Genomic DNA, 23,784 nt, shown 5'->3' with positions numbered 1-23,784 from the left:
TGAATTGTTAGGGCATTCATCGATAAATTCCACGATTTAAAAACAAAAAGAGCGCCTAAGCGCTCCTTCTAACATTAACTCATAATGTAAACTCTACTAAAAAGTAGTGCCCCAACTAACTGCAAAGTTAGTGTCGTCGCTTCCTGACTCTTTATCTGCTTTTGAGATAGTTAAGGTAAAATCACCTTTTCCTAAATCAACTTGGAAGTGACCATAATCGACATCAATGCTAGGTGTATCAAAATCATAGTAGCCATAGGTAAGGCCTAAAGTATAATCATTGCTTAAATCAAAACCGTAACTCACGTTATAATACAAATCGCCTGTACCAAAAGGTACATCATCGTCTGCATCACTATTAATAGTGTAAGCTACGCCGAAACCTAAGTCTCCGAAACTACCGTTTAAGTAAATTTCACCAAAATTACTGTCCTCGTAACCAGTTGCAGGATAATAATAGTAGATATAACCAACATCATAACCAAAATCACCAGCTTCCCCACCGAATCCTGCATAGAAATCAACCTCAGCACCTTTATCATCAGAGGTTTCATCAGTCCAATCGATAGTACCTACCCAAGAGCCCGCATAAAAACCGCTCTCGTCAGAGTAGTCTATACCACCAGATAATGAAGGTGCGTTACCACTTTGGCTTACACCACGCCACAAGTAGTTACTTGTCGCGCCAAAATTAGACTCAACGTCGGCTAAAGCGACTTGACTAAAACTAGATGCAGCTAAAACAGAGGTGGCGATAGTAGTAATTTTTAAAGTTTTCATGTGTGTACTCCGATTGTAATTATAATATTTTCAGTAATTGAACTAAGTTTTCTATCATATTATTTTTATTTTATTCACTGCATAACGCAAAACTAATGCCTAAATGTAACAAACCAAATAGCACCATTAAAAAAACACTTATCTGCTTGTTTTTATTAGTTATTTCACAATATAAATAATTTTAAAATGAGAGGATTCTTAATATTTCAGCACAGCAAATGCACCACAAATGTTCAATGGATCAGTGTTGGTGCAAAGAGGATGCTTTTGTCTATTTGGATTTTTCTGTAAAGTATCGGCTTTTGCTAGCAAGGGAAATAATGAAACCTTATTTAATCGCGCCTTCGATTTTATCTGCCAACTTTACTAAGTTAGGTGAGGAAGTAGACAATGTGCTAGCTGCTGGCGCAGATGTCGTGCACTTTGACGTCATGGATAACCATTATGTGCCAAATTTGACTATTGGCCCGTTAGTTTGCAAAGCCTTACGCAAACATGGTGTAACGGCGGATATTGATGTTCATCTTATGGTGCAACCTGTAGACGATATGATAAAGCAGTTTGCCGATGCTGGCGCTAGCTATATCAGCTTTCACCCCGAGGCATCACAACATGTGGATAGAAGTTTACAGCTGATTATCGATTCTGGTTGTAAACCAGGTTTGGTATTTAATCCCGCCACTCCTTTACAGTATCTCGACCATGTTATGCATAAGTTACATCATATTTTGTTGATGTCTGTTAACCCCGGCTTTGGTGGTCAATCCTTTATCCCACAAAGTTTAGAAAAACTAAAACAGGCTCGTGCATTAATTGAACAATCAGGTTTCGATATTCGATTAGAAATTGACGGCGGCGTAAAAGTCGATAATATTCGCGCCATTGCTGAAGCAGGCGCCGATATGTTTGTAGCAGGTTCTGCTATATTTGACCAAGCAGATTATCAAGCAGTGATACGCCAAATGCGTTCTGAACTTGCCTTAGCAAAATAAATCTTATTTTCAACACTATATAAAAGTAGAACTAATTAACATGACAAAACCAATTGTACTTAGCGGCTGCCAGCCTTCAGGCCAACTCACCATAGGCAACTATATGGGTGCACTTCGTCAGTGGGTCAATATGCAAGATGATTATGACTGTTTGTATATGTTAGTTGATTTACATGCGATAACTGTAAGACAAGACCCTAAAGCCTTACATCAGGCATGCTTAGACGGATTGGCGCTTTATATAGCTTGTGGTATTGACCCAGCTAAAAGTACTGTTTTTATGCAATCTCATGTGCCAGAGCATGCTCAATTAGCCTGGTTACTGAATTGTTATACTCAGATGGGTGAACTCAATCGCATGACTCAGTTTAAAGACAAGTCAGCGAAGAATGTGTCTAACATCAACGCTGGTTTGTATTCTTATCCAGTATTGATGGCCGCAGATATTCTATTATATCAAGCCAACCAAGTGCCTGTGGGTGAAGACCAAAAACAACATCTAGAGCTTGCCCGCGATATTGCCACACGTTTCAATAACATCTATGGCCAAACATTTAGAATACCCGACCCTTTTATCCCTGAATTTGGCGCTCGCGTGATGAGCTTGCAAGATCCTACAAAAAAAATGTCTAAGTCAGACGATAACGTCAACAACTTTGTCGGCCTATTGGAAGATCCCAAAAAAATAGCCAAGAAAATTAAGCGTGCGGTAACAGACTCTGATGAGCAAGCACGAATATACTTTGATATCGCAGAAAAACCCGGTGTATCCAATTTATTGAGCCTATTGTCATGTGCCACGGGATCCTCAATCGAATCGCTAGTTCCTAGCTATGAAGATAAAATGTACGGACATTTAAAATCAGATGTTGCCGATGCAATAGTCGCTTTAATAGAACCTATCCAGCAAAAGTATCACGCCTTAAGAGATGATCAAACTGAGCTAAATAAAATAATGCGTGAGGGTTCAGAAAAAGCCAGCCAACGTGCCGCCATTACTTTAGATAAGGCATACGAAGCGGTAGGTTTTGTTAAACGCCCTTAAATTAATCAGTGGATAAAACAGGCAATGTTGCTGCTGATAGACAACTATGATTCATTTACTCACAACTTAGCTCGTTATTTTGAAGAGTTGCAACAAGAGGTAGTAGTTGTACGCAATGATGAAATATCTTGTGCAGAGATAAATGCATTAGGGCCAGATTATTTAATATTCTCTCCGGGCCCCTGTACACCAAACTCAGCCGGAATAACCCTTGAAGCCATCAAAACCTTTGCTGGTCGGATCCCAATTTTAGGGGTGTGTTTAGGTCACCAGGCAATCGGCCTAGCTTTTGGGGCAAACCTAGTTAACGCCCAACAAATTATGCATGGAAAGACATCCCAAATCCATCACCTGCAATCCACCCTGTTTAAAGATATCAATCGCCCTTTTACCGCAACTCGATATCATTCACTTGTTTTGGAAACTGCAAGTATCCCCGAAGAATTTGAAATAACAGCTTGGTGCTTTAATACTACAAAAGAAGATATTGGATCTAAACAGATATCAGAGCAAGCCGAAGTTATGGCTATAGAACACAAAACCCTAGCAATATATGGAGTGCAATTTCACCCAGAGTCTTTATTAACTGAATTTGGACATCACATCCTAAACAACTTTATTAACAGCAAAATTACGACTAAAGCACTATAGTTTCACTATAGAAATGTTAAAGCATTAATGTAAAATTAGTAAATAGTTCTAATTATTGTTCTATAAAGATAATTACTTTAAAAAATTCATCATCTTCAAACAAAGCAATATCATAAGAATATCATAATTAATGAGTACACTTACACCCGCGGAAGACCTAGTTAAGCAGCGCTTTGAAGCGTTATTTTTAGATGTAAAGGTGGCCCAACAAGGCATACTCGATAAGGGTATATCTGCACTAAACGTAATCGAGACTGAGCAAAATAAAACCACCAGATCTTTGCTTCGCGTAGAAAAACAAGCTATTCGAGAAAAAGACTTAAACACTAAATCCGATCTTAACTTCCTTAGCACTATAGCCAAACAAATCGATACTGAAGTTGAGAAGCGCATTGAGAAGAGTTTTGAGGATACAGACCACCTATATTCAAAAATTATAGGGATTGACGACGCTCTCCCTAAATTACTCGACCTAGTTTGTGTCAAAGCGGCCACTATTACAAAAATTGAACCTCTTGCAACTGAATTGCCGTGGTTTTTTAAAGATCTAATGAAGTTCGTTAATCAACCTAAATACCAGCGCATCGATAATAAAGGCAAAGTTGTAATAGTTGAAACTATGCGAGTGGGCCTTAATTTTTTTGGTCTAGAGAATTTAATTATTATACTCACTTCGCTTGCTTTCAAACGCTTTTTGCCGCAAATCACCGACCCTTATCCAAAAATAAAGCAAAGGGTTTGGGAAGAAGCCTTAGCAACGGCAATTTCCTGCAAACAAATAGCGTCTGTAATGGGCATCAATCAAAACGATGCTTATTGCCTAGGAATGTTACAAACTATGGGGAAAGTAGTGGTAACAAAGCTGTATTTCAGACTCTTCGAAGAGGTGCAGCGAGAAGCCTTAATAGAAACTCAAACTGCAAAAAAACATGATGAGCACTCGGCTTTGACAAGAATTACGCCATCAGGTCCATTTCTGAACCAATTAATCGATAAACACGCTTTAAATATCAGTGCCAACTTAATTGAAAAAATGGCTATGAAAAGAGTATTTATTGCCAATGCCATGTCTGAAGTGGCAAACAACGTACCTGCGGCCGACTTATCACCTATAGCTTTAGTATTAAAGCAAGGCCAAGCCTATGCTCAATACCGTATGCTAAAAAGGCATAAACTGATAGATTTACAGCAGTCTAAAGATTATATACGCACCTTAGGTATGCCCCAAGGCTCCTTAGAATTACTTAAAAAAACAGATCTGCGCTCACTTGACCTTAGCGCGAGTAATGATTATTTTTTTAAGCATATTCATGCAACACCTTTAAAATAGCTAAAAACCCCAATACTGGTTATCAGTATTGGGATCTCATGACACTGTTGTGGCAACTATATTGTCAGCAACTAGATAGTTATTCACTATTCATGCAAAACTAGATGAACCCCTTTAAAAATGCAGCTTTGCATTTAATCTCTGTGAAGACAAGTGACAAACCTTCTGCCATACTATCGCTCTTTTTTAAGCCAAATATTACACTTGAAGGGCAATAGAATGAATGTAACTCGCGACTTGTTTAATGAAGTAATGGTTCCAAACTACAATCCATCGGCAATTATTCCGGTAAAAGGGTTAGGTTCTCGATTGTGGGATCAAGCAGGTACCGAATACATCGATTTTGCGGGTGGAATAGCGGTCAACGTTTTGGGCCATTGCCACCCTGAACTTGTCTCAGCTCTCACTGAGCAAGGCCAAAAGCTTTGGCATTTGAGTAACGTGCTGACTAACGAACCAGCGCTTCGCTTAGCCCAAAAGCTAACCGCTGCCACATTTGGCGAAAAAGTATACTTTGCTAATTCTGGAGCTGAGGCCAACGAAGCGGCTTTAAAACTAGCTCGTCGTTTTGCACTTGACCAGTTTGGTGAGCAGAAAAATCAAATCATCGCTTTTAACCAAGGCTTTCATGGCCGCACCTTTTTTACTGTCACAGTAGGTGGACAAACTGCTTATTCAGATGGCTTTGGTCCTAAACCAGGTGCTATTGAACATGTAGATTATAATGATTTAGCGAGTTTTGAAGCATTGATATCCGATAAAACCTGTGCAGTTATGATGGAACCATTGCAGGGTGAAGGCGGAATAATCAGTCCTAACATTGATTTTATCAAAGGGGTGCGCGCACTGTGTGATAAACATAACGCCCTGCTTATTTTTGATGAAGTTCAAACTGGTGTTGGTCGTACTGGCGATCTTTATGCTTATATGGGACTTGGCGTAGTACCAGACATACTCACCACTGCTAAGGCACTAGGTGGCGGCTTCCCAATTGGCGCCATGTTAACCACTACTAAAATTGCCGAACATCTAAAGATAGGCACTCACGGCAGCACTTATGGTGGCAACCCGCTTGCCTGTGCAGTTGCAGAAAGAGTATTGGATATTGTTAATACACCAGAAGTATTAGATGGCGTAAAACAAAAAGAACAACTTTTCCGTAAGGGATTACAAGCCATAAATGATCAATACCACTGTTTCTCAGAAATTCGCGGTCAAGGTCTTTTATTAGGCGCAGCACTAAATGAAAAATTTGCTGGCCGAGCTAGAGAGTTTTTAGTAGCAGCCGCAGATGAACAGTTAATGTGTTTGATTGCTGGCGCCAATGTTGTACGTTTTGCTCCGTCTTTGATTATTCCAGATGAAGATATTCAAGAAGGGTTGGTACGTTTCGAACGAGCCGTTGCAAAAGTAGTTGGCGCCGATGTTTCCTTTAAGTGAGTAAGTGAACATGAAAATCATTCGCCCTATCCATAGAGACGATTATTCGTCATTGCATGAAATTGCCCAGGAATCTGGGGTCGGTTTTACCTCCTTGCCCGTTAACGAGATTTTGCTTAGAAGTAAAATAGACAAGTCAGTTCAGGCCTTTGCAAAAGATGTTACCGAGCCATCAGATGAAAGTTATCTGTTTGTTATGGAAGACCAGGAGACCCAAGACGTTGTGGGCACTAGCGGTATTGTGGCGGGTGTTGGTTTAGACGATGCGTTTTATCATTATCATTTAAGTAAGGTGGTTCACGCATCTCGTGAACTTAATATCTATAACACTGTGGATATTCTTACCTTGTGTAACGATTACACAGGTGTATCTGAGATATGCACGTTATTTTTGCGACAGAATGCAAGAGAGGGCTTAAACGGGAGATTATTATCTAAGTTCCGTTTTCTGTTTATGATGGAACATAGACAACGTTTTGCTGAAATTATTATCGCCGAAATGCGTGGTATTAATGACGAAAATGGTCAATCACCTTTTTGGCAATGGTTAGAAGAGCACTTCTTTTCGATGGATTTTCCTACCGCTGACTATCTCACTGGGATTGGTCAAAAGCAGTTCATCGCTGAACTAATGCCAAAATATCCAATATATGTAAGCCTGTTAAGCAAACAAGCCCAAGCGGTGATCGGTCAAGTACATGAAAAAACAAAGCCGGCATTGCAGCTACTTGAGCAAGAAGGCTTTAGTTGTAGAGGTTACGTAGATATTTTTGATGCGGGCCCAACCGTTGAAGCAAATTTAAAACATATCCGCAGTGCGCAAGCTAGTAGAAAAATGCAGATTAAAGTGACTGATGAGATTAAAGAAAGTCAAAGTGACTTTTTTGTGATCAATACTAAAGTCGAAGACTTCCGTGGAGTCTGCACATCACTCGATTTCGAAGCTGAACATGCCATTATTGGTCAACAAGCCGCCGATGCACTCGGTGTAAGCAATGGCGACAACATTCGCTTTGCTCCTACACATTTCAGGACATAATTATGAATACGCATACCCATTTTATCGCAGGCAACTGGTTAGCAGGCCTTGGACACGACATTCAATCTATTGATCCTGCAAAAAAGAACATTATTTGGCAGGCTAAATCTGCCAATCAACAACAAGTTGATTCAGCAGTCATTGCCGCACGTTCAGCCTTTGTTGCTTGGAGTAATCTGACGTTTGAAGAACGCTTAACTTATGTGAAAAAATTTGCAGAGTTGCTCGGTGAAAATAAACAAGCACTTGCTTTAACCATAGCTCAAGAAACCGGTAAACCATTGTGGGAAACCGCGACTGAAGTGGGCGCTATGATAGGTAAAATTGCCTTATCTGAAAAAGCCTACCATGAGCGCACTGGCACAGTAGAAAATGCCATGCCACTAGGTAAAGCCTTTATCAGACACAAACCTCATGGTGTAGTGGCGGTATTTGGACCATATAATTTCCCTGGCCATTTACCAAACGGACATATAGTCCCTGCACTGCTAGCGGGTAATACAATTGTATTTAAACCTAGTGATCTTACTCCCCTTGTGGCAGAAAAAACCTTAGAACTTTGGCAGCAAGCCGGTTTACCTGCTGGCGTATTGAACATGGTTCAAGGTGAAGTAGAAACAGGCAAAGCACTTGCGGCCCATAAGGGATTAGATGGATTGTTTTTCACTGGAAGTTCTCGTACTGGTAGATTATTACACGAACAGTTTGCTGGACATCCTGGAAAAATTCTAGCCTTGGAAATGGGTGGAAATAACCCACTAATAGTCAAAGATGCGGCTGATACCAAAGCTGTGGTGCACGATATTATTCAATCTGCCTTTGTTACTTCTGGTCAGCGTTGTACTTGCGCTCGCCGTTTGTTTATTCAACAAGGTGCGGCTGGCGATGCCATTCTTAATAAGTTGATTGAAGCGACCAACAATATCCAAGTTGGCATGTATGATGCCGAAGAACAACCGTTTATGGGTGCTATGGTTTCTCAACACGCAGCGTCTTTGATGGTCAAAGCACAACAACAATTAGTCGCACTTGGTGCTAAGCCTCTAGTCGAGCTTAAGCATCTAGACATTGAGTCTGGTTTTGTTAGCCCTGGTATTATTGACGTGACTGATATTCTTAAAGACATGCCCGATGAAGAACATTTTGGCCCACTGCTTAAAGTCATCCGTTATAGTGATTTTGATCAGGCCATAGATGAAGCTAACAATACCAGTTTTGGCTTATCAGCAGGTTTATTAGCCGATAACCAAGCTGACTACCAACATTTCTATCAGCGTATTCGCGCAGGAATAGTCAACTGGAACAGGCCTATTACCGGCGCCAGTGGAGCAGCACCTTTTGGAGGCATAGGTGATAGTGGTAATCATAGAGCAAGTGCTTACTATGCTGCTGACTACTGTGCATACCCGGTTGCTTCTGTAGAGCTAGAAAAACCAACCCTTCCTGGCACGTTAAGCCCAGGCTTAAGTATTTAATTTTAGAGTAAGAATTTTAACGCTATGCACAACAAAATAGACAATTTGTTTAGCCATTTATGGCAAGACTATTTAACCATTACGCCTTCGGCAAAAAAAGTACATGACTTATTGGAAGGTTATGAGTTTGAACATTCAGGTAAAAGTGCCAAGTTAGATAATGATCATATTGCATTACGTACTTTTAATATTGAAAAAATTAACTTAGACAAACTTGCGGCACATTTTCTAGCCTTAGGTTACACAGAACAAGGTCAATATGACTTTGCAGAAAAAAAGCTCCGTGCTAAACACTTTGAACATCCTGACGATACGCAACCTAAAGTATTTATTAGTGAACTGATTGTTGAAGATATGCCTGCTGAAGTACAGCAGATTATCTTAAAAATGACGGATAACATTGCTGATAATGCGGCGCAGCAAGATAACTTTTTGTATTCAGGTACCCATTGGCAGACCAGCACGCAAGAATATGACATCTTAGTTGCTCATTCAGAATACGCAGCCTGGATGTCAGCTTGGGGGTTCAGAGCCAATCATTTTACTGTAAGTCTAAATCACATGGGCCATTTTCAATCTTTAGCGCAGATGAATACCCTATTGAAAGATTCAGGATTTGTATTAAATACTTCAGGTGGTGAAATCAAAGGGGGTCCGGAGGTGTTTTTAGCGCAATCTTCGATAATGGCAGATAAAATCGAAGTACAGTTCGCCAATGGCAGAAAATTAGTACCTAGCTGTTTTTATGAGTTCGCTCAGCGCTACAATATGCCAACAGGCAAATTGTACCAAGGCTTTGTGGCAGCCTCTGCCGATAAAATATTTGAAAGTACTAATAGCTAGTTTGAAAAATTTGCAATAAAAAAGCCAGTTGTCCACAACTGGCTTTTTTATGTTACGGATTCATACTAGACAGTAAATGAAGCGCCACAACCACAAGTTGTTGTCGCATTTGGGTTAATCACTAAAAAGCGCGAGCCTTCTAGTCCTTCGGTATAATCCACTTCACCGCCAACTAAATACTGCAGACTCATAGGATCTACCACTAAGGTCACTTCATTTTTATCAATGGTGGTGTCCCCTTCATTAACCTTTTCATCGAAGGTAAAACCATATTGGAAACCAGAGCAACCACCACCAGTGACATACACTCGTAGTTTCAAATTTGGATTTTCTTCTTCTTCCACTAAAGTTTTTACTTTTCTAGCGGCAGCATCAGAAAATTCAATAGGTAACGCAATTTGCACTGTCATAACATGCCTCGATGAAAATAGGAATAACTCTTAATTGTGCGGATTATCCAGTACCTGACTAATATGGTCAAGTATTCGCTAAGACTAATTGATTCCATCTTGTAACCGCTTACCCTTAATTAGGGTTGATGACCCAATTGAATACTGTAGTTAACTCTCCTTTCTTACGTTTGAACTGAAATATATTGGCATGTACAGATACTTGTTCTGGTTGAAAACCTTTTGGTAATTTTATTTGACCGTCGATCACCTGAAAATATTTAAAGCTAAAAGTCAGGTTTTTTTGCTCTTGATCAGATAATAATGAGTCAATAGTATATTGCTTAGCCTTACCATTTTCACTGCCTATCAAAGTCACCTTTAAACTCCCTTTAAGGGTATTTTTAGTTTTATTTTGTTGCATCAAAACTAGTTCAAATCGATAAGAATTATCACTTAAAGCAGGCTCTAGATTAAACCCTTCAATCAAAAATCCTTGTTCATTCAGTTCTGGCGCCATCACTTGTTGATAAAAAGCAAGTTGCGTGCGTAAGTCCTTTTCTACATCAATACTTTTTCCAATTTCTACAACATGTTGCTGCTGAGTCAATCTTGCTACTTCAAGTTCAACCCCTAAAACATTCAGATTTTTAGTCAATTTCTCATTTTCGAGCTTAAGGTTTTGAATACTTTTCTCATGAGTGGATATAGTCATTTGTTGTTGAGCGTAATGCGCATTACCCCAGAAAAAACCAGCATACAGAGTAGCTGCAATGCTCACTATTAATATGAAATAAAACTGAAATGCGCCCAATTTATTCTTTAGATCAGAAATAATCAATTTATGCCCTTTTTAAAGCTACAAAGCCTTTCTACTTTGCTCAGATATTATCATTTAGTCATTTAAATTAGTCGATTGATTTATCAAACATTCACCTTTTGATCCTAGTTAAAAAGATTAACTCTATAAAATACAAAGGCTTGTGATAAACTCTTGGTCATCTCAGTTATCAGTCAAATTAGTAATTGTGAACCTCAACGCTTTTAGAGAAGAACTTGCCACTCCACGTACCTCAATTCAGCTGTGTATCATCGGCATTGTGGGCGGTATTTGTGCAGCTTCTTTAATTATTCTATTTCGTTTAAGCGTTGAATGGCTGCAGAGATTATTTTTACCAGAGATAAATCAATTTGAATCTTTAGAGCCATACATGCGATTTCTGATCCCATGCATAGGCGCCATAGCTATAGTGTTAATCGCTTATATGACAGGATTTAAACACTATCGTATGGGTATCCCTTTTGTTATCCATAGAATTAAACACTATTTTGGGCACATTCCTTTTAGGACCACCATCAATCAATTTTTTGGAGGTGCTTTAGCCTTAGTTTGCGGTTTCTCAGTAGGCCGAGAGGGGCCCTCTGTACATATAGGTGCTTTCGGCAGTAGTTTTTTTGGCCAATGGCTGAAGTTTCCTCACAACAGTATCCGTATTTTGTCTGGTTGTGGTATTGCGGCTGGCATTTCAGCTTCATTTAACACCCCTTTTGCAGCTGTGATTTTTGTTATGGAAGTTGTATTTCGGGAATACAGGATCCATATTTTTATACCCATTATGTTAGCTGCTGCTTGTGGCACTGTGTTAACGCGTATTGTCTTTGGCGAAGTACAAGAATTGTCTTTTATTCAATTCAACGAGTTTAGCCGATGGATTTATCTATATTTGGTTATCTTTGGCATCCTATTGGGTTGCCTAGCTACTTTGTTTAATAAAACATTAATGTTAGTTATCAACGGATTTGGCCGTATCAATATGGTGCGTCGATTATTAATTGCAGGCTTAATTACTGGCGCAGTAGGATATATATTGCCTGATGCCTTAGGTGCACACTTCCACTCTGCACATGTTTTAATCGCACAACATGAAAATATTCAATTACTTATCGGAGTGGTAGCAGCAAAATTTTTATTAACAATTTTTGCCATCGGGCTAGGAGTCCCCGGAGGCATAATTGGCCCAGTATTTGTTCTTGGAATGCTTAGCGGTGTTGTACTTGCTTCTCCACTGGGTTTCTTTTTAGATGATGTGAGTAACTTAAATGGCAGTTTTTCACTGCTGGGCATGGCGGGGCTGATGACCGCAGTTATTCATGCTCCATTAGCAGCTTTATCAGCCGTTATGGAATTATCCTATAGTCCAGAGTTGATCCTACCTACTATCTTGGTGATCGTTCCTGCCTATGTGACTTCTACACAATTTTTAGGTAACAGTTCTATTTTCACGCAACAACTAGACTCTCAAAAACTGCCTTATACTATTTCTTCAGTCATGGAATCACTACAAAAGACAGGGGTTTTAGCGGTAATGAACAAAGAATTTACAGTGTTTAGTGAGAACAACGAACAACTTATAAGTGCCTTAGATAAAGAACACACTAGCACAGTAGTACAACATTCAGTGGATACTGAAGGGGTTAGTAAATACTCACTAGTGGAATACGACAAAGGAAAAGATGGCGACGCAATGCGTTTAAGTTTCATTCCAATGCAAGGGGTCAACTTTCAGGATACCCTAGCTGAAGTATACAGCTTACTTGAACTTAATAGAGATGGTGCAGTGTATATATTTTCAACTACATCGCAGCAAATAATGGGTATTATTACTTGGAAAACGCTCAGACATCACCTGCATAAAGCAAATTACTAGGACACACAATGACCCTACTTTGGATAAAAGCGCTACATGTATTTTTTATGATTGCATGGATGTCAGGCTTGTTTTATTTGCCTAGATTGATGGTTTACCATGCTCAGACTGATGTTCAGGCCGTTAAAGATCAGTTCAAAATAATGGAGAGGCGGTTATGGTTCTTTGTTACACCTTTTGCCATATTAACCTTGATTTTTGGTGTCTGGTTGATAAGTTTGTATGGCAAAGAATGGTTTGTAGCGGCCAAATGGTTGCATCTTAAACTCACCTTAGTTATGGCTGTATATGCCTATCATTTCTACTTATTTGTACTAGTGCGAAAATTTGCCAAAGATGAAAACACTCATTCACCACGTTTCTACCGTTTTTTAAATGAAACGCCTGTTTTAATTGTTTTGGCAATTATTATTCTAGCGATTGTAAAGTTTCTTTAAAATGTTGTTGAAGCAATATACTCTATCTAAAACTCAAGGAGAATCGATATGGATGTCAACCAAAAACGCCTCAAGTCTTTAGCCGATCAGACTGACTCAGCATTTGAACTATATAAACAACATCCCGCATCAGAAGATTACGCTCAAGCCTATGAAGAAGCCAAATCTGCCCTTGATGAATATATGGTAAAGATCCGCTTATCAATGCAACAAAAGGGCAAAAGATCTTAAACCTCCGAGCAGTTCAAAAGATTTAAATATGACTGTGGTATTTAATCCTATCCTCAGACAATGTTATCATTCGGTAATCTAATTATGGGTTTACCCTGTATCCACATATTTAATTCATACACTTATCGAAGAGCCAAATTACATGTCAGATAAATTAGCCGACCACTACTCAGGTATTCTTTCAATATTAGGGGAAGACGTCAGTCGTGGGGGATTGGTAGATACGCCCAAGCGCGCCGCCAAAGCAATGCAATTTTTAACCGATGGTTATGAAAAAGACTTAGATGGTGTAGTAAATGGCGCTATTTTCGAAGCCGACACAGATGAAATGGTCATTATCCAAGACATCGAGTTCTACTCATTGTGTGAACATCATATTTTACCTTTTATCGGGCGTTGTCATATTGCCTACCTGCCTAATGGCAAAGTATTAGGATTATCGAAGTTTGCTCGCATTGTAGATATGTACTCTAGACGTTTACAGATCCAAGAAGGCTTAACAAAACAAATTGCCGATGCAGTGCAGTTAGTTACTGGTGCTACTGGTGTAGGCGTGATTATGGAAGGTAAACATATGTGTATGATGATGCGCGGTGTGCAAAAGCAAAACTCTTCTATGATCACCTCAGTGATGTTGGGTTCTATGCGCACATCTGATGCCACCCGTAATGAATTCTTGCGCTTAATTGGCAAATAAATTTCTAGTAGATTAATGCCATGTCAACAAATATTGGCATGGATTTCCCATACTTTACATCCTGAGACATAAAGCTCTCTAAGCTGGTTCAGTCAAGATTAAATACTCATGACTTACCCAAATATTTACTCTTGCTTTGCACTTTTAGAGCGCATAGGCATGTTTCATTAACGAGAAAGTTATTATGTTTAAAAAATTCCGGGTCCATTATTTCTTAATTTTTAGCATCATGCTAAGCGCCCATAATTCTTATGCACAAGATATTAGCGCTTATGGGCCAAAAGAATTTACAGACAAAAATAAATGGACTGCGATTGTTGCCGCCTATGCTCCAGAAATTAAAGCTATTGACCAAGCATTCGCGCAACTCCCTGATGCTCAGATCAATCAAACGCTGACCATAAAGGGAGTTAAATACCAATTAGGGACATACAAAGGTGAGCCAGTTGTAATATTTACTACGGGCATAAGTGTGCCTAATGCCGCTATGACGATGCAGATGGCGCTGGATTATTTCCCTATAGACCGAGTAGTGATGATGGGTATTGCTGGTGCCGTCAATCCTAACTTCCAACCAGGAGACATTGCTGTACCAGAACGTTGGTATTTTCATGATGAATCAATTTATGTAAACCCTGATCCAAAAAAAGCGGGTAGTTTTGTTTTACCTGATTTTTATGAAAGTGCACAAAAGCAATACCAAGAAAGACGCAAACAAGATCCCCATTCACCGGCTTATGAGAACTTTGGTTATATTCACCCTGAAGAAATGACAGTTGTTAAACAGGGTTGGGATAAACCTCAACAAATGCCCTATTTTAGCGCCACTCCTGAACTAATTGAGCTGGCAAAAAAAGCCGTTAAGGCTGTGAGCCCAATCAATATGCCTTCCGGCAAACCCATTAACATCAAAGTGGGCGGTAACGGAGTTACAGGTTCGGTATTTTTAGATAACGCTGAGTATCGTAAATGGTTACAACGGGTATACAGTGCTCAAGTAACAGAAATGGAATCTGCGGCTGTTGGACAAGTATGTTTTGTTAATGACGTAGACTGGATAATCATTCGTTCAATTAGTGATTTAGCCGGCGCACAACACGGCAAAAATGTTGAGAATGTATTTGATGGCATTGCTTCTGGTACAGGTACAAAATTAATGATTGGTTTGCTCGACCAGATTGTCGCTTTGGAACAATAAAAGTAAATCTTTAACTTTGAAATATTAGGCTCTTGTCTCGTATGTGCCATTACCTGCCGATGGTGAACAAATCACTTAACGATCACAAATAGTAGTAAGCTGACGGTGATGATTTTCAAGATATTACACGTCATTCCCGCGAAGGCGGGAACCTACTAATAGCCCCAGTAGACTCAATCTATTCTCACCCAACCAAGTCAAAATATAAGTCTTTCCAGCTAGGATTTAACTCATTGATGAGCCGATTTTTCCATTCTCTGTTCCATTTCTTGAGCCTTTTCTCTCGAAGTATTGCGCTATCCATATCTTCAAGTTGCTCAAAATAGACTAGTTTATTCAAATTGTATTTTGAGCTAAAGCCCTTCACTTGTTTGTTTTTATGTTGATAAATGCGCTGCACTAAATTACTTGTTACCCCGATGTATAGCGTACTGTTGTTATCATTAGTGAGAATGTATAAGCAGGGCCGTTTCATTGTTGAATTCCTTTTCAATCGTTTAATAAATATATGCAGAAATTGTCATGTTGAAAAGGACGATTCTTTTAGATTAGCCAGTTGGTTTGGAGGTTCCCGCCTTCGCGGGAATGACGGATAATAGACGGGAGGATGTCACCATCTGCTTTCTCAGTATACTTGTCATACACCATAACCTAGACGTATGACCGTTGATCAGCTCTATGCTGACATAAAGCACAAACAAAAATGCCCTCCGGCAATGAGGGCATTAAACATTTTATTTACTGAACCATTATTCGCGTTCAACCACCGCATTGTGATAAACGTGTTGCACATCGTCGCAGTCTTCTAACATATCCATAAATTTGTCAAAGGTCGCTACATCATCACCGCTAACAACTGACTCTGTTTGTGGGATAAAAGTAATTTCTTCTGCTTCAAAATCAATATCTGGGCTGTCATCGACTAAAGCAGTACGGGTATTGTTAAATTCGGTGTGAGGAGCATAAACCGTTACCACTCCTTCTTCACATTCTACTTCTGTGACATCAACGTCAGCTTCCATTAACGTTTCTAGAACAGCGTCTTCATCATCACCTTTAAAAGCAAATACCGCTTGGTGATCAAACATATGGCCGACAGTACCTTCAACACCCAACTTAGCACCGGTTTTTGTAAAACAATTACGTACATCAGTAATAGTGCGATTGTTGTTGTCTGTTAGACAGTCAACTATCACCATACAGCCACCTGGGCCAAATCCTTCATAACGAGCAGGTACATAATCTTCACCTGCACCGCCTGCTGCTTTATCAATAGCTTTATCAATGACATGACTCGGTACTTGATCTTTTTTAGCTTTTTCGATCAGTCTGCGCAGAGCCAAGTTTGCCTGAGGATCTGTACCACCATTTTTGGCAACAACATAAATCTCTTTGCCATATTTAGAATACACTTTGGTTTTGGCTCCAGCAGTTTTAGCCATGGAGATTTTACGTACTTCGAACTTTCTTCCCATTTAATTATTCTCTTCTAATAATATCGAACAAACGGCTCGATTAGATTTAATACGGCGGATTTTACCGATATTTAAGGCAGATAACAAAAACCATTCAATACAACATACATTTATTAAGGAACATGTTGTGATGCAAGGTAATCATGAGACTGCATTTCTTTCAGTCTACTTAGGCAACGCCTAAATTCAAAAGAAAGCTGACCATCTAAATAAAGGGTTTCCATAGATACTTCTGCAGACATGATCAACTTAACATGACGTTCATAAAACTCATCTACCATGGCAATAAAACGTCGCGCAATATCATCTATTGCTTGTCCCATTTGCTCTACATTAGCAATCAACACAGTGTGATAGAGACGACTTATCTCCATATAGTCCGTCTGACTTCTGGGTCCATCACAAATATCACGAAAATCAAACATCACCACCCCATCAGAATGATGCAAGGTTGGGATCATGCGGCCTTCCACTTCAATTTGTTGATTTTCAGTTCCAAGCTCAGGCGCTAGTTGTATAAAATATTTATGTAAATTGTGGAAGGCTTGATTATCTAATGGATAATGAAAAATTTCAGCCTGCTCTAGGGTTCGTAAACGATAATCTACTCCACTGTCTACATTCACTATGCGAGTATTTTGATTAATTAACTCTATAGCAGGCAGAAACCTTGCTCGTTGTAGACCATTACGATAAAGCTCGTCTGGTACTATGTTTGACGTGGCAACTAAAACTATACCATGACCAAAAAGCTCTTCCATCAAAGTGCCTAAAATCATGGCATCGGTAATATCAGAGACAAAAAATTCGTCAAAACAAATCACCCTAGTCTCATTTGCGAAGGTTTTAGCTATGGTTTTTAGTGGATCTGGTTGACCTTCTAGGGTTTTGAGTTCTTGATGCACCCTATGCATAAAACGGTGAAAGTGAATACGCATCTTTCTTTCAAAAGGTAAACATTCATAAAAAGTGTCAACTAAGTAAGTTTTACCACGCCCTACTCCCCCCCAAAAATATAACCCTTGAATACTAGGTTTAGACATCCCCTTTCCAAACTTACCTTGTAACTTTATTCGCCAAGTCAGTTTTTTCTCTGGATGAGTTAATTCGTCATACAACCGCTGCAATTCTTTTACAGCATTTTCCTGAGCCGCATCATATTTAAACTCAGGATTTTGTAGATCTCTTTGATATTTTTGCCATGGCGTATACTCAATCATTCTTTGGTATTTTTCCTTTCACATATGGGTATTTTTAACACTTGAATACAAATAAAATGACCGCATTGAAAATGCTGGGCGTATAATAACGCATATTGCGAGCTTGCTCATTGTCATTACGTTATAAATTAGTAGCGAACCAGATGAGCAGAAATAAATAGATTAATAGGAGTGGTTATGGATTGGTTAATAGGGTTATTGTTGTTGCTTGTTGGCGGTATTATTGGCTTTTTTGTTGCAAAATATTTCAATCAAGAAAAACAAAGTGAATCAGATAAGGCCCAAGGTGGGCAAACTATTCAAGAATTAATGCACCAGCAAGCTGCTATGCATATTCAAGAAACCAAACAAATTGCAGAAAAACTAGTTGATCAATCAGCTAGATTACAACAGCAGGTTGAAAATTATGAACAGTTGCTCATCAGCCAACAAGCAGGGCCTGAAGGGAGTTCATTGAACTATTTTGGAGAGCACACTACAGCTTACCTACGTAATAAAAGTCCGAAGCCTACACGTAAGGATTCTAGTGCAGATATACAGCCATTAGATTTTTCTTCAAAAAGTTCAGGGTTATTTTCAGGACAAGAAGAAACACCAGCCAAAGAAACCAAATAATGAACTTTCTCGCGTACTAGATACTCTTTGTGTTCTACCCAGTCAGTGTTCTAGAGTGTCTGTGTATTGTTATTAATTTTAGATGTTGGAGATAATAATCGATGAATAAAAAAGTAGTAAATCGTTTTTTTGTGGCTTGTTGCATAGTGACAGCAAGCATGTCGGTAAATTTAGTGTCTAACGCTGCATTACCATTCTTTTCAACAGACAAAGGTGAAGTGCCTAGTCTCGCGCCGATGTTAGACAAAGCTACGCCAGCCATTGTCAGTATTTCTGTGGAAGGTACTCAAGTATCTCGGCAACGTGTACCAGAAATGTTTAAGCACTTTTTTGGAGGAACAGATGAACAAGTGCAAGAAAGGCCTTTTAAAGGGTTAGGTTCGGGCGTCATTATCGATGCCCAAAAAGGCTATGTAGTGACCAATAATCACGTGGTAGATAATGCTGATGAGATTATCGTCAAACTAACAGATGGTCGTGAATTCAAAGCTAAAAAATTGGGTGCAGATGAGCAAAGCGACATCGCATTATTAAAAATTGAACCTGATGCATTGGCTGCTATGCCTCTCGCTAATTCAGATGAGTTGCGAGTCGGCGATTTTGTTGTTGCTATTGGTAACCCTTTTGGGCTGAATCAAACAGTAACCTCAGGGATTGTCAGCGCACTTGGACGCTCTGGCTTAAACATAGGTGGATACGAAAACTTTATCCAAACTGATGCTGCAATTAACCGCGGAAACTCAGGTGGAGCCTTGGTCAGTCTGCGCGGGGAGTTAGTCGGAATTAACACCGCTATTTTTGGACCTAATGGTGGAAACGTCGGCATTGGTTTTGCTATACCCAGCAATATGATGAAAAATTTGGTCGATCAAATCATAGAGTTCGGTGAAGTCCGTCGTGGTTTACTTGGTATCGTAGGAGCAGATATCGACTCTGGTTTAGCAGAGGCCATGAACCTCGATGTCAACCAAGGTGCATTTGTAAGTGAAGTGTCGCCAGACTCAGCGGCTGATAAAGGCGGAATTCAGGCTGGTGACATTATTACAGAAATAAATGGAAGACCAGTTACCAGTTTCCAAGAATTAAGAGCAAAAGTTGCCAGTAGAGGGGCAGGTGCTGAACTTGAATTAACGGTATTACGCAAAGGCAAGCGTGAAAAAATAAACGTTACTCTAGGCGACGCTACACAAAATGTGGTGATAGCTAAAGAGATACACCCTGCTTTAGAAGGCGCTACCTTGACCAACGGTAAAACTAAACAAGGCGATAATGGCATAGTCATTTCAGAGCTTGAATCCCGCTCCCCTGCGGCTCGCATTGGCTTACAAGATGGTGATGTAATAATAGGTATTAACCGCAAAAAGGTGGATAATGTTATGCAGTTACGCACTGAACTAGAAGATGCAAAAGGCGTCATAGCGCTTAATGTAAAACGCGGTATCTCTTCTTTATATTTGGTGATACGCCAATAAAACTCTCTATTGATAGCGGTACTAGGCCATAGTATCGCTATCAACTCACTGATTTCAATGTTATTATTAATATTATCTGACGTGAAAAATTCTTAATATTACTCGTGCTAAAAACCTTATCTTTTTTACTAAAATCCATCATCATTGGCGTGATCATTTCATCGATCATCTTATTGTTAGTACCTGATTTACGGCAAGGTAGTGGTCTACCCTTGACATTATTTACCAACAATGACACTTCCCCAAAGAAACGAAGCTTCAATTCAGCCGTCAATGATGCTGGCCCGGCGGTTGTAAATATATATAGCATTGGTATCGACAGCTCGGGATACAACCGCAGGCACCCGGTTGAACGTTCAAGCTTAGGCTCTGGCGTAGTTATGACTTCAAGCGGCTACATTCTCACCTGTTATCACGTTATTGCTAACGCTAAACTTATTGTAGTGGGACTTCAAGACGGGCGATTCGAAGAAGCACAAATCTTAGGTTATGACCCTATAACTGATTTAGCAGTACTTAGCGTCTCCGCTGAAAACCTGCACCCAATCCCGCAACTTGACAATCCTAATGCATTAGTCGGTGACGTTGTATTAGCCTTAGGTAATCCTTACAATTTAGGACAAACAGTTACCCAAGGTATTGTCAGTCGAATTAGTAACAACGGCTTAAATCACTACTTCGATTATATTCAAACAGACGCAGTGCTTAACGAGGGGAATTCTGGTGGGGCATTGGTAGATAGTGAAGGTTTCTTGATTGGTATTAACAATGCTAATTTTAAAACTCGCGTCAGCCGCAGCCGCGTAGAGTCCGTTGATGGCGTATCTTTTGCGGTACCTTACACTTTAGCTAAAAAGGTTATGACTGAAATAATTGCTACCGGAAAGGTCACCCGTGGAGCATTAGGCTTTGGAGGGGCTCAAGATGGACCATCAAGTGTCGGGATTACGGTTACCTCAATTGATCAAGGTCGTCCTGCGGACATAGGTGGGTTGCAGGTAGGCGATGTCATATTATCTGTAGACGATATTCCAGCCAATAACATACGTAAAACCTTAGAATATATTTCTAACACTCAACCAGGAAAAGAAATACAGTTGGAAATCCGTAGAGATGAACAAAGACTCAAATTAAAAATGATAGTAGATGAATTATAGCTCAGTGCTTTTAATCAGCTACTCGTTTGATATTGGCACCTAAGCCATTTAACTTTCTTTCAATATGTTCATAACCACGATCTAAGTGGTAGATGCGATCAACAGTAGTCTGCCCTTCTGCCACAAGCCCGGCAATCACTAAACTTGCCGAAGCTCTCAGATCAGTCGCCATCACTTGAGCGCCCTTTAAAGTTGACTTGCCATCACACACAGCACTATTGGCTTGCAGCGATATATTTGCACCCATTCGCTGCAGTTCAGGTACATGCATAAAACGGTTCTCAAAGATGTTTTCCGTCACCACGCCTGTTCCTGTAGCTAAACAATTAAGGGCTACAAATTGTGCTTGCATGTCAGTTGGAAATCCAGGATGGGGGGCGGTTTTAATATCAACACTTTTAAGTTGTCTATTGGTCATATCCAACTCAATCCAGTCATCACCTACTGTGAGTTTAGCTCCAGCTTTAGACAATTTATCCAGCACTGCCTCGAGAGTTTTTGGTGCTGCTTGTTCGCAGCGAATTTTTCCACCTGTAACAGCTGCTGCAATTAAAAACGTACCTGTCTCGATTCTATCTGGCAATACGCGATAACGGCATCCAGATAAAGACTCTACTCCCTGGATCACAATTTTATCGGTTCCAGCATTTGTCACCTTAGCACCCATTGCATTTAAACAATTGGCTAGATCAACAATCTCCGGCTCCTTGGCCGAGTTTTCTAAAATGGTTTCACCTTGGGCTAAACAAGCCGCCATCATTAGGTTTTCTGTAGCGCCGACGCTAACCACATCCATAAATATATGTGCACCTTGTAACTTTCCGTCTACAGATGCCCTTATATAACCACTGTCCACATCAATTTTGGCTCCCATTTGTTCGAGCCCTTGCAAATGCAAATTGACCGGACGTGCGCCTATAGCACAACCTCCAGGTAAAGACACATTGGCTTGGCCGAACTTAGCCAATAGTGGGCCTAACACTAAAATGGATGCCCGCATGGTTTTAACCAAATCGTAGGATGCGTTAAAATTATGAATTGTACTAGGATCAATCACTACAGATTGACCATCTTGGCGATACGCTTTGGCACCTAATTCACTTAACAAAGATAAACTAGTGTGAATATCTCTAAGCTCGGGCACATTATCAAAATAACAAGTGGAGTCTGCCAAGATGCTTGACATCAAAATAGGTAATGCAGCATTTTTGGCGCCTGAAATAGCGACGGTTCCGTTCAGTGCCGGGCACGCCTTGATAATTAATTTGTCCATGACTGCACTCTATTCGATGTTACTAGGATGATGTTTTTGCGGATATTATTGAGGAAGATTAAACATCTTCTCCCGCTTCCATTGGCTTTCGGTAAAGGTTTTAATGGAAACTGCGTGCATACTACCTTCAGCAATTTTTGCAGCCAAAGGCGCATAAACAAACTGCTGTTTCTTAACTCGGCTCATATCTGCAAACTGATCACTTACAGCTATGACTTGAAAATGCGAACCATCACCATTCACGTGTGCTTCGGCTAAGCCTAATGTTTCAAGTAAAAGCGCTTCAATTTGTTGATTATCCATGACAAGTCCAGATGAGTAAAAATAATCGACTATTGTACCGACAAAAAACTGTCTACGTCGCTTATTTTTGCAAGCTTTATCAAGCTTTTTGGGATGTTCTTAAGCTTAAACTGAACATTCTGTTGCTGGTTGTCTTTGAGGAAGTTCATTAACCATGCTAACCCTGCGGTATCAGAATGACTCACTCCAGACATATCGAGAGTAAAAACATCATCGCTAGCGTTTTTTTGATTGTTTTGTTTAAGTATGGCCAAGGCATCTGACTTAGCTATAGTGTTGCGATTCAACTCGCCTTGTAAGCTGTAATATCCTTTAGGAGACTCAGTTACTTGCAATTTAGTCACCTAAGTTTCCTTTTTTTCGGGGTCAATATTAATAGGTTTGCTAATAGTGTTATTCATTAAATCAATTACTTTTTGTATACCATCCTTTCGCAAGATAGATTGGAATTCGCTTTGCTTACTCGATAAAAGACTAATACCTTCAGCCACCATATCGTAAGCTTTCCACTCATTAGTTTTATTATTTTTACGTAATTTGAAAGCCAAATTAATGTCTGGTCGCCCGGGTTCTCTAACCACAGCTCTGACCGTTACTGTTTTTTCATCTGTTACTTCACGAACCGGCTGAAATTCAACATCCTGGCCATCATAGTAGGCCATGGCTAATGCATAAGTTGTGATCAAATATGAACGAAAAACACTAATATATTCGGGTATTTTGTCTCTTGGTACTTTTTTATAGTACTTTCCCAAAACCTTTAACGCAGAAAAGCTGTAATCAACATAAGGCAATAATTCCTCTTCCATCACAGTGCGTAAAAGTTCTGGTTCGACTTCTATGAGCTGCCGCTCTTTCTTAATTCTGCTGAAAGTTTTGGTTGCTACATCTTCTAACATTACATAGGGATTTTCGTTTTGTGCCTGCGCGATACCAGAACAAAAAATTAATATCCCACTCAATAATAAAAGTGCCCATTTGTTTATCACGTTATTTTCTCCAATCGACAACATA

General features: G+C 39.7%; 26 protein-coding genes. 16 read left to right on the top strand and 10 right to left on the bottom strand.

Annotation, left to right across the window (positions count from 1 at the left end; genetic code table 11):
* Nucleotides 1-96: 96 nt before the first annotated feature.
* Nucleotides 97-780: a TorF family putative porin gene (locus GARC_RS17705; protein ID WP_007622722.1), complete on the bottom strand. Its 684-nt coding sequence runs from the start codon at nt 778-780 to the stop codon at nt 97-99.
* Between the two features lie 320 nt (nt 781-1,100).
* Here GARC_RS17705 and rpe point away from each other — a divergent pair, with 320 nt between their 5' ends.
* The 8 genes from rpe to GARC_RS17665 all read left to right on the top strand — a co-directional run bounded on the left by rpe (nt 1,101) and on the right by GARC_RS17665 (nt 9,595).
* On the top strand, nt 1,101-1,772 hold the full coding sequence (rpe, locus tag GARC_RS17700) for a ribulose-phosphate 3-epimerase (protein WP_007622718.1): 672 nt from the start codon (nt 1,101-1,103) through the stop codon (nt 1,770-1,772).
* 40 nt (nt 1,773-1,812) lie between these two features.
* Entirely contained in the window at nt 1,813-2,817 is a 1,005-nt protein-coding gene (gene trpS / locus GARC_RS17695; protein WP_039989971.1) for a tryptophan--tRNA ligase, read from the top strand.
* A gap of 24 nt (nt 2,818-2,841) precedes the next feature.
* Nucleotides 2,842-3,468, top strand: coding sequence for an anthranilate synthase component II (locus GARC_RS17690; protein WP_007622714.1), 627 nt, complete (start codon nt 2,842-2,844; stop codon nt 3,466-3,468).
* A gap of 130 nt (nt 3,469-3,598) precedes the next feature.
* Nucleotides 3,599-4,798 carry an HDOD domain-containing protein gene (locus GARC_RS17685; protein WP_007622712.1) on the top strand — a complete coding sequence of 400 codons (1,200 nt, stop codon included), beginning with the start codon at nt 3,599-3,601 and terminating at the stop codon, nt 4,796-4,798.
* A gap of 219 nt (nt 4,799-5,017) precedes the next feature.
* Entirely contained in the window at nt 5,018-6,238 is a 1,221-nt protein-coding gene (locus GARC_RS17680; RefSeq protein ID WP_007622710.1) for an aspartate aminotransferase family protein, read from the top strand.
* Nucleotides 6,239-6,248: 10 nt separating this feature from the next.
* Nucleotides 6,249-7,277 carry an arginine N-succinyltransferase gene (gene astA, locus GARC_RS17675; protein WP_007622708.1) on the top strand — a complete coding sequence of 343 codons (1,029 nt, stop codon included), beginning with the start codon at nt 6,249-6,251 and terminating at the stop codon, nt 7,275-7,277.
* A gap of 2 nt (nt 7,278-7,279) precedes the next feature.
* Entirely contained in the window at nt 7,280-8,752 is a 1,473-nt protein-coding gene (gene astD / locus GARC_RS17670; protein WP_007622706.1) for a succinylglutamate-semialdehyde dehydrogenase, read from the top strand.
* Nucleotides 8,753-8,776: 24 nt separating this feature from the next.
* On the top strand, nt 8,777-9,595 hold the full coding sequence (locus GARC_RS17665) for a DUF1338 domain-containing protein (protein ID WP_007622702.1): 819 nt from the start codon (nt 8,777-8,779) through the stop codon (nt 9,593-9,595).
* A gap of 65 nt (nt 9,596-9,660) precedes the next feature.
* On the opposite strand, the gene erpA is transcribed toward GARC_RS17665, so the two are convergent.
* Nucleotides 9,661-10,005 (bottom strand): iron-sulfur cluster insertion protein ErpA, encoded by a 345-nt coding sequence (gene erpA, locus GARC_RS17660; RefSeq protein WP_007622701.1) that lies wholly within the window; start codon nt 10,003-10,005, stop codon nt 9,661-9,663.
* 115 nt (nt 10,006-10,120) lie between these two features.
* Nucleotides 10,121-10,825: a DUF6776 family protein gene (locus GARC_RS17655; RefSeq protein ID WP_007622700.1), complete on the bottom strand. Its 705-nt coding sequence runs from the start codon at nt 10,823-10,825 to the stop codon at nt 10,121-10,123.
* Between the two features lie 187 nt (nt 10,826-11,012).
* On the opposite strand from GARC_RS17655, the gene GARC_RS17650 reads away from it, so the two are divergent.
* The 5 genes from GARC_RS17650 (at nt 11,013) to GARC_RS17630 (ending at nt 15,255) form a co-directional block, all read left to right on the top strand.
* Complete coding sequence (locus tag GARC_RS17650) at nt 11,013-12,692, top strand: chloride channel protein (RefSeq protein WP_007622699.1); 1,680 nt, start codon at nt 11,013-11,015, stop codon at nt 12,690-12,692.
* 8 nt (nt 12,693-12,700) lie between these two features.
* On the top strand, nt 12,701-13,129 hold the full coding sequence (locus GARC_RS17645; protein ID WP_007622697.1) for a CopD family protein: 429 nt from the start codon (nt 12,701-12,703) through the stop codon (nt 13,127-13,129).
* 48 nt (nt 13,130-13,177) lie between these two features.
* Nucleotides 13,178-13,360: a hypothetical protein gene (locus GARC_RS17640; protein WP_007622695.1), complete on the top strand. Its 183-nt coding sequence runs from the start codon at nt 13,178-13,180 to the stop codon at nt 13,358-13,360.
* A 142-nt stretch (nt 13,361-13,502) separates the two neighbouring features.
* Nucleotides 13,503-14,057 carry a GTP cyclohydrolase I FolE gene (gene folE, locus GARC_RS17635; RefSeq protein WP_007622693.1) on the top strand — a complete coding sequence of 185 codons (555 nt, stop codon included), beginning with the start codon at nt 13,503-13,505 and terminating at the stop codon, nt 14,055-14,057.
* A 184-nt stretch (nt 14,058-14,241) separates the two neighbouring features.
* Nucleotides 14,242-15,255 carry a 5'-methylthioadenosine/S-adenosylhomocysteine nucleosidase family protein gene (locus GARC_RS17630; RefSeq protein WP_039989969.1) on the top strand — a complete coding sequence of 338 codons (1,014 nt, stop codon included), beginning with the start codon at nt 14,242-14,244 and terminating at the stop codon, nt 15,253-15,255.
* Nucleotides 15,256-15,439: 184 nt separating this feature from the next.
* Here the strand turns inward: GARC_RS17630 and GARC_RS17625 are convergent, their stop codons facing one another.
* The 3 genes from GARC_RS17625 to zapE all read right to left on the bottom strand — a co-directional run bounded on the left by GARC_RS17625 (nt 15,440) and on the right by zapE (nt 17,950).
* Complete coding sequence (locus GARC_RS17625; RefSeq protein WP_039989967.1) at nt 15,440-15,730, bottom strand: GIY-YIG nuclease family protein; 291 nt, start codon at nt 15,728-15,730, stop codon at nt 15,440-15,442.
* A 274-nt stretch (nt 15,731-16,004) separates the two neighbouring features.
* Entirely contained in the window at nt 16,005-16,730 is a 726-nt protein-coding gene (locus GARC_RS17620) for a YebC/PmpR family DNA-binding transcriptional regulator (RefSeq protein ID WP_007622687.1), read from the bottom strand.
* Between the two features lie 113 nt (nt 16,731-16,843).
* Nucleotides 16,844-17,950, bottom strand: a complete 1,107-nt coding sequence (zapE, locus tag GARC_RS17615) for a cell division protein ZapE (protein WP_007622685.1) — start codon at nt 17,948-17,950, stop codon at nt 16,844-16,846.
* Nucleotides 17,951-18,127: 177 nt separating this feature from the next.
* Here zapE and GARC_RS17610 point away from each other — a divergent pair, with 177 nt between their 5' ends.
* The 3 genes from GARC_RS17610 (at nt 18,128) to GARC_RS17600 (ending at nt 21,194) form a co-directional block, all read left to right on the top strand.
* Nucleotides 18,128-18,565: a ZapG family protein gene (locus GARC_RS17610; RefSeq protein WP_007622682.1), complete on the top strand. Its 438-nt coding sequence runs from the start codon at nt 18,128-18,130 to the stop codon at nt 18,563-18,565.
* Nucleotides 18,566-18,723: 158 nt separating this feature from the next.
* Nucleotides 18,724-20,037 (top strand): DegQ family serine endoprotease, encoded by a 1,314-nt coding sequence (locus GARC_RS17605; RefSeq protein ID WP_305071735.1) that lies wholly within the window; start codon nt 18,724-18,726, stop codon nt 20,035-20,037.
* Between the two features lie 104 nt (nt 20,038-20,141).
* On the top strand, nt 20,142-21,194 hold the full coding sequence (locus tag GARC_RS17600; RefSeq protein WP_085948797.1) for a trypsin-like peptidase domain-containing protein: 1,053 nt from the start codon (nt 20,142-20,144) through the stop codon (nt 21,192-21,194).
* Nucleotides 21,195-21,204: 10 nt separating this feature from the next.
* Here GARC_RS17600 and murA read toward each other — a convergent pair whose 3' ends face one another.
* From murA to GARC_RS17580, 4 genes are read right to left on the bottom strand one after another with little or no spacing between them, the layout of a single operon-like run.
* Nucleotides 21,205-22,467 carry a UDP-N-acetylglucosamine 1-carboxyvinyltransferase gene (murA, locus tag GARC_RS17595; RefSeq protein ID WP_007622676.1) on the bottom strand — a complete coding sequence of 421 codons (1,263 nt, stop codon included), beginning with the start codon at nt 22,465-22,467 and terminating at the stop codon, nt 21,205-21,207.
* A 45-nt stretch (nt 22,468-22,512) separates the two neighbouring features.
* A complete protein-coding gene (locus tag GARC_RS17590) occupies nt 22,513-22,770 on the bottom strand; it encodes a BolA family protein (RefSeq protein WP_007622674.1) in 258 nt (85 codons plus the stop codon).
* Between the two features lie 29 nt (nt 22,771-22,799).
* Nucleotides 22,800-23,114, bottom strand: coding sequence for an STAS domain-containing protein (locus tag GARC_RS17585; RefSeq protein ID WP_007622672.1), 315 nt, complete (start codon nt 23,112-23,114; stop codon nt 22,800-22,802).
* A complete protein-coding gene (locus GARC_RS17580) occupies nt 23,115-23,783 on the bottom strand; it encodes an MlaC/ttg2D family ABC transporter substrate-binding protein (RefSeq protein WP_007622670.1) in 669 nt (222 codons plus the stop codon). It abuts the gene before it with no gap.
* Between the last annotated feature and the right edge of the window lies 1 nt (nt 23,784).

Source organism: Paraglaciecola arctica BSs20135 (assembly GCF_000314995.1).
Classification (GTDB): Bacteria; Pseudomonadota; Gammaproteobacteria; order Enterobacterales; family Alteromonadaceae; genus Paraglaciecola; species Paraglaciecola arctica.
Note: the sequence above shows the minus strand (reverse complement) of the source record. Positions and strands in the feature narration are given on the sequence as shown.

Coding starts and splice junctions, on each gene's coding strand:
- GARC_RS17690 (WP_007622714.1), top strand. CDS start 2,842: ATGTTGCTGCTGATAGACAACTATGATTCATTTACTCACAACTTAGCT.
- astA (WP_007622708.1), top strand. CDS start 6,249: ATGAAAATCATTCGCCCTATCCATAGAGACGATTATTCGTCATTGCAT.
- GARC_RS17630 (WP_039989969.1), top strand. CDS start 14,242: ATGTTTAAAAAATTCCGGGTCCATTATTTCTTAATTTTTAGCATCATG.
- GARC_RS17620 (WP_007622687.1), bottom strand. CDS start 16,730: ATGGGAAGAAAGTTCGAAGTACGTAAAATCTCCATGGCTAAAACTGCT.
- GARC_RS17685 (WP_007622712.1), top strand. CDS start 3,599: ATGAGTACACTTACACCCGCGGAAGACCTAGTTAAGCAGCGCTTTGAA.
- GARC_RS17580 (WP_007622670.1), bottom strand. CDS start 23,783: ATGTTGTCGATTGGAGAAAATAACGTGATAAACAAATGGGCACTTTTA.
- erpA (WP_007622701.1), bottom strand. CDS start 10,005: ATGACAGTGCAAATTGCGTTACCTATTGAATTTTCTGATGCTGCCGCT.
- trpS (WP_039989971.1), top strand. CDS start 1,813: ATGACAAAACCAATTGTACTTAGCGGCTGCCAGCCTTCAGGCCAACTC.
- GARC_RS17610 (WP_007622682.1), top strand. CDS start 18,128: ATGGATTGGTTAATAGGGTTATTGTTGTTGCTTGTTGGCGGTATTATT.
- zapE (WP_007622685.1), bottom strand. CDS start 17,950: ATGATTGAGTATACGCCATGGCAAAAATATCAAAGAGATCTACAAAAT.
- GARC_RS17665 (WP_007622702.1), top strand. CDS start 8,777: ATGCACAACAAAATAGACAATTTGTTTAGCCATTTATGGCAAGACTAT.
- murA (WP_007622676.1), bottom strand. CDS start 22,467: ATGGACAAATTAATTATCAAGGCGTGCCCGGCACTGAACGGAACCGTC.
- GARC_RS17680 (WP_007622710.1), top strand. CDS start 5,018: ATGAATGTAACTCGCGACTTGTTTAATGAAGTAATGGTTCCAAACTAC.
- GARC_RS17705 (WP_007622722.1), bottom strand. CDS start 780: ATGAAAACTTTAAAAATTACTACTATCGCCACCTCTGTTTTAGCTGCA.
- rpe (WP_007622718.1), top strand. CDS start 1,101: ATGAAACCTTATTTAATCGCGCCTTCGATTTTATCTGCCAACTTTACT.
- astD (WP_007622706.1), top strand. CDS start 7,280: ATGAATACGCATACCCATTTTATCGCAGGCAACTGGTTAGCAGGCCTT.
- GARC_RS17625 (WP_039989967.1), bottom strand. CDS start 15,730: ATGAAACGGCCCTGCTTATACATTCTCACTAATGATAACAACAGTACG.
- GARC_RS17605 (WP_305071735.1), top strand. CDS start 18,724: ATGTCGGTAAATTTAGTGTCTAACGCTGCATTACCATTCTTTTCAACA.
- GARC_RS17645 (WP_007622697.1), top strand. CDS start 12,701: ATGACCCTACTTTGGATAAAAGCGCTACATGTATTTTTTATGATTGCA.
- GARC_RS17590 (WP_007622674.1), bottom strand. CDS start 22,770: ATGGATAATCAACAAATTGAAGCGCTTTTACTTGAAACATTAGGCTTA.
- GARC_RS17640 (WP_007622695.1), top strand. CDS start 13,178: ATGGATGTCAACCAAAAACGCCTCAAGTCTTTAGCCGATCAGACTGAC.
- folE (WP_007622693.1), top strand. CDS start 13,503: ATGTCAGATAAATTAGCCGACCACTACTCAGGTATTCTTTCAATATTA.